Here is a 5,051-nt window from a genome sequence, read left to right as displayed (position 1 = left end):
TCCCCGACGACCCCTCAGACCCCGCCTGACCTCCTCCTGGCAGCCAGTTGTCCACAGGTTGCGAATTGGGTGGTCGATGCGGGGCGGAATCGCTGCATCTTCTCTGGTGACAATGCTGACGGCGGCGGTCCTGGACCGGCGCCACATGACACGGAGAGACCACCATGGTGCGAGTGATGCTCGAGGACGCCGACTACTGCGACGTCCCGGCCGATCTGATGACGTTCGACGACGGGACCGTCGTGTTCTGGCGGGACGGCGAGGAGGTCGGCCGGCACCGCCAGCCCCGGATCCGGTCCCTGGAGTTGCTGGACAGCCGCTCGATGACCCGCAAGATCCAGGCTGCCCGGCGCAACCACCCGAAGGCGTTCCGGCCCTGGAGTGCCGAGGACGAGCAGTTGCTGATCGAGATGTTCCACAACCAGGCCGGGAAGGAGGCGATGATCGAGGCGCTGGGGCGGCAGGAGGGCGGGATTGCGACCCGGTTGCGTGGTCTCGGGCTGCTGGCGGACGACCAGAAGTTGCTGTGAGTCCGGGGGTCGCCATGCCTCGGTGACGAGACCCTTTTGTGATCAGCCGGAGGCGTCGGACACAATGGCGCGATGCAGGCAGAGGTGGACGCGGCCGGACGCCCGGGCACGCCGACCGCGGAAGCGGTCGGCGAGATGGGGGCGTGGGAGGCGATCCGCGCCGCCTTACTGGACCGGAGCGGCCTGGTGCGCGCGGTCGCGTCCGGGCGGCGTCGCGGTCTCGACCAACCGCCGTACCAGCGGGTCGAGCTGCGCTACGTCGACCTCAAGGGGCAGCGCCATCTCCAACTGACCGAGTACGACGAGCGCCAGGCCCACATCCGGAACTTCGTCGGCACGGAGGTCCTGGAGGCGGTCGACAAGCTGCTCGCCCAGCCGTACGGGACGTGGCATGTGGAGACGACGGCCGAGACGCTGCGGCTGCGCTACACCAAGAAGGGCAAGGAGCTGCTGCAGCGGCAGGCCGAGAGCCGCGAGCAGACGACCAGCCACGACCGGGTGAAGCAGCGCGCGCTCGATCCAGCGGCGCCGTTCCTGATCGAGCTCGGGATCAGCGACCACCTGGGCCGGGTGAAGCCGTCCCGGCAGTCGAAGTACAAGCAGATCGACGAGTTCTGCAAGCTGCTCGAGCCGGCCCTCGACGATGCGATCTCGGCCGGCCGGATCGCGACCGGCCGACCGCTCCAGATGGTCGACCTCGGCTGCGGCAACGCCTACCTCACGCTCGCGGCCCATCACCTCCTGACCGCGGCCGGGCATGACGTCCGGACGACCGGGGTGGACCGCAATCCGGCCGCCCGGAAGCGGAACACCCGGATCGTGACGGCGCTGGGCTGGCAGGATCAGCTGCGGTTCGTCGACGCGACGATCCAGGCCGCGGAGCTCGACGTCCAGCCGGATGTCGTGCTGGCGCTGCACGCCTGCGACACCGCCACCGACGACGCGCTCGCGCGGGCAGTCCAGTGGGAGGCGCCGCTGGTGCTCGCAGCTCCGTGCTGTCATCACGACATCCAAAAGCAGCTCAAGAGCGTCTCACCACCGGCGCCTTATTCTCTGATGACGAGATATGGCATCGTTCGTGAGCGGTTCGCCGACGTCCTGACAGATTCACTCCGGGCGGCGGTCCTTCGACAGGTCGGTTACCGGGTGGAGGTAGTGCAGTTCGTGGACAGCCAGCACACGCCCCGCAATCTGCTGCTCCGAGCCGCCCGGACGAACGCCCCGGTGACGCCTGATCTCGAGTCCGACTACGCCTCGCTGACCGCCGAGTGGCAGGTCACCCCACGGCTGGCTGAGTTGCTCCTCCCGGCAGCGGGTGATCCATCGGCCGGAGCCGGTCGGCCGGCCTCGGAGGTGGATGCGTGAAGCTCCTTCGCTCGGTGCTCGCCCTGGTCGCAGCGACCGGCTTCACGCTGGCCACCGCCGCGCTGCCCGCAGTGGCGGCCGACCCGACCCCGGCCGCGCCGAAGAAGTTGTTCACGATCAGCGACAGCCGGCTCAAGGAGTCGTCCGGGCTCGCCAAGAGCGCGAAGTACGAAAAGCTGTACTGGACGGTGAACGACTCCGGCGACACCGCCCGGGTCTTCGGCATCGACACCAGTGGCGACGTGAAGGTCACCCTCCGGCTCAAGGCCGAGGTGCAGGACGTCGAGGCGATCGGCGTCGACCGCGAAGGCACGATCTACATCGCCGACATCGGCGACAACAAGAAGTCCCGGGACATGATCGAGATCTACACGATCCCCGAGCCGGACAGCCTCACGGACGCCGACAACGTCCGGTACCACCGCTACGACTTCAAGTACCCCGACGGCGCCCACGATGCCGAGACGCTGCTGGTCGAGCCCGAGTCCCAGCAGCTCTACATCGTCACCAAGTCCACCAAGGGCGGCGCCATCTACGCCGCCCCGGCCAGCCCGTCGCGCGAAGGCACCAACCGTCTCACCAAGGTCGGCCCAGCCCCGGCCGGCACCTTCACCGACGGTACTTTCCTCCCCGACGGGAAGCACGTGGTCCTGCTGACCTACACCGACGTATCAACGGTCGCCTGGGGCGAGAAGCCCACTCTTGCGGCCCGCGCGTCCATCCCGATCCGCCAAAGCGAATCCGTGGCCGTCGGCGCCGACGACACCGTCCTCGTCGGCAGCGAAGGCTCCAACTCCGCCGTCTACCAGGTCCAGATCCCGGTCAAAAAGGGAGCCGCCACACCTCCCGCTTCCTCAGCACCCCCCAAAGGCGGTGCCAACACCGCCGACACCGGAGCCAACGCCTCCGACAAGAACCACAACCTGCGCTGGATCATCATCGGCGCCGCACTCTTCGCCCTGGTTATCACCGTCCTGACCTTCCCTCCCGGCCGCCGCGAACGCCTCGACCGCATGGCCGAAAACGCCCGCCTCACCGGCCAGTCCGCCACCCCCTCCCGCCGCCGCCACAGCGCCTGACGGACACCGCTCCCCGACGAGCTGTCGGTGATCGCTGGTAGACCTTGGAGTCCGACGTCCAGCGATCGGAGGGGTCTGTGATGCTCGAGCGACCGCGCGTGGTGATCAACGTAGGGGCCAGCGTCGATGGGAAGGTGGCGCTCACTCGGGATGCGCTGCTGATGCACCAGCCCAGTACGGATCTCTGGGCGGCGATGACACCGCCGGGCGCCGACCCGGTGCCGCTCGACGTCCTCGAACTACTCAAACAGCAGTACGGCTGCAACGCGATCCTCGAGGGCAGCGGCAGCCTCGTCACCGAGTCCGAGACACCGGAAGAACTGCCTCCGTACGACGGCGACGCCGCCGATCTCTATGAGCACTTCCTGCCCGCGGACATCACCCAGCTTCTGTCGCCGCCACTCATGTGGTTCGTCGTCGTCGACAGCCGCGGACGAGTGCGCTGGACCGAGAACCACGAGAACTGGGCGGTCCTGGTTCTGGTGACGAGGTCGACTCCCGCCGCCTATCTCGCCTACCTCCACCGCGAACACATCTGCTACCTCGTCATCGGCGAAGTCCAGGTCGACCTCGAGCGCGCGATCGCCGCGATGGGCACTGAACTCGGCATCCGTTGCGTCATGTCGGCCGCGGGTGGCGGCCTCAACGGCGCACTCCTGCGAGCCGGCCTGATCGACGAGCTCTATGTGACCCTGGCGCCGGCTCTGATCGGCGGGCTCGGGACGCCGTCGGTCATGGACGGGTCGCCTCTTGCCGTTGGCGAGGCCGCGACCAGATTGCAACTGCTCTCGGTGAATGCCGACACCAGCGGCTCCGTTCGCCTGCACTACGGCGTACCCGGAAGTGGGTAGTGTAAAAAACCTTCCCCAGAATTCTATTCGCGGTTTCTGATTAACGGGATCTGCGGTACGGTGCTGCGACTACTCACTGCGTCGCGTTCATGACTGACCGCGATGGGCGTGGAAGGGTCGGCATGATGCGTCGCTTTCGGTTGGTGTTGTCGTTGGTGCTGGTCAGTGTGAGTGCGATCTGGATGTCCGGGCCGGTGACTGCCGCGGCGACCGTGGTGGTCCAGCCCGGCGTCACGGCCGGGGTGGCGGTGTTCGATCGGCAGACCGGGCGGTTCACCGAATCGCTCAATCCGGATCTGCAGTTCCGGTCGGCTTCGGTGGTGAAACTGCTGCTGGTACTCGATTTCCTCTGGAGCCGCGGCCCGTCGTACGACGTCCCTGCAGCCGACCGCGCGCGGCTCGAGGTGATGCTCCGGAGCAGCGATGACGACGCGGCCACCTACTACTGGGACCAGCTGGGTCGCTCGGCGATCATCAATCGGATGGTGCCGCGCCTAGGCCTCACCAACACGGCCGGCCCGCCATCGGGCTATCCGGGCTACTGGGGCTACGCGGCCTTCACCGCAGCTGACACGGTCCGCATCTACCGCTACCTGCTCGACCAAGCGCCCGCCCCCGTGCGGACCTTCGTGATGAGCAACCTGCACCAGGCAACGCGCTACGGCACCGACGGCTTCGACCAGTACTTCGGTATCGCCTCAGTGGTCGAGCAACCCTTCGCCATCAAACAAGGCTGGTCAGGCTTCGCGAGCTCCAACACCGCGGCCGGGGTAGACCTCGTCAAAGAAGCACTCCACACCACCGGCACGGTAGGCCCCAACGACCGAACCATCGTCGCCGTCTACACCCTGCACCCCGACGGCACCGGCTACGGCAAGGCCTACACCGACGTCACCCGCCTCACCCGCGGCCTCAACCTCCCCGGCGCCGTCAAAACCCCCGGCACCTGGATCGCCACCACTGGCTCCGGCGTCCGAGTCCGAACCGCCCCCAACACCACCAGCACCGTCATCGGCACCTTGCCCTCGACCGTCGAGGTCCTGGTCAAATGCCAGCAAAAGGGCCAGTTGATCACCGACCCGCCGAACACCAGCGAGTGGTGGGCCTACCTCCCGAAGTACCAGGGCTACGTAACCAACGTCTACGTAGGCACCGGCACCCCCAAACTCCCCAACATCCCCGACTGCTAATCCACCCGGTACGCCGTCTGTCTCTTATACACATCT

At 67.2% G+C, this 5,051-nt stretch carries 5 protein-coding genes; all 5 read left to right on the top strand.

Annotation, left to right across the window (positions count from 1 at the left end; translation table 11 throughout):
* The first annotated feature begins 164 nt into the window (after nt 1–164).
* On the top strand, nt 165–530 hold the full coding sequence (locus E1263_RS41865; protein ID WP_132177949.1) for a hypothetical protein: 366 nt from the start codon (nt 165–167) through the stop codon (nt 528–530).
* Between the two features lie 72 nt (nt 531–602).
* The gene (locus tag E1263_RS41860; protein ID WP_238162055.1) at nt 603–1,895 is read left to right on the top strand and encodes a class I SAM-dependent methyltransferase; all 1,293 of its coding nucleotides are present in this window, start codon (nt 603–605) and stop codon (nt 1,893–1,895) included.
* The gene (locus tag E1263_RS41855) at nt 1,892–2,974 is read left to right on the top strand and encodes a hypothetical protein (RefSeq protein ID WP_132177947.1); all 1,083 of its coding nucleotides are present in this window, start codon (nt 1,892–1,894) and stop codon (nt 2,972–2,974) included. Before E1263_RS41860 ends, E1263_RS41855 begins: the two co-directional genes overlap by 4 nt.
* Before the next feature lie 80 nt (nt 2,975–3,054).
* On the top strand, nt 3,055–3,825 hold the full coding sequence (locus E1263_RS41850; protein ID WP_132177945.1) for a RibD family protein: 771 nt from the start codon (nt 3,055–3,057) through the stop codon (nt 3,823–3,825).
* A gap of 125 nt (nt 3,826–3,950) precedes the next feature.
* Nucleotides 3,951–5,015, top strand: coding sequence for a D-alanyl-D-alanine carboxypeptidase family protein (locus E1263_RS41845; protein WP_132177951.1), 1,065 nt, complete (start codon nt 3,951–3,953; stop codon nt 5,013–5,015).
* Nucleotides 5,016–5,051 lie beyond the last annotated feature (36 nt).

The organism is Kribbella antibiotica (genome assembly GCF_004349055.1).
In the GTDB taxonomy this organism is placed as follows: Bacteria; Actinomycetota; Actinomycetes; order Propionibacteriales; family Kribbellaceae; genus Kribbella; species Kribbella antibiotica.
Note: the sequence above shows the minus strand (reverse complement) of the source record. Positions and strands in the feature narration are given on the sequence as shown.

What these genes read in the sequence shown, in the direction of transcription:
- E1263_RS41865 (WP_132177949.1), top strand. Translation starts at nt 165, where the DNA reads ATGGTGCGAGTGATGCTCGAGGACGCCGACTACTGCGACGTCCCGGCC.
- E1263_RS41860 (WP_238162055.1), top strand. Translation starts at nt 603, where the DNA reads ATGCAGGCAGAGGTGGACGCGGCCGGACGCCCGGGCACGCCGACCGCG.
- E1263_RS41850 (WP_132177945.1), top strand. Translation starts at nt 3,055, where the DNA reads ATGCTCGAGCGACCGCGCGTGGTGATCAACGTAGGGGCCAGCGTCGAT.
- E1263_RS41845 (WP_132177951.1), top strand. Translation starts at nt 3,951, where the DNA reads ATGCGTCGCTTTCGGTTGGTGTTGTCGTTGGTGCTGGTCAGTGTGAGT.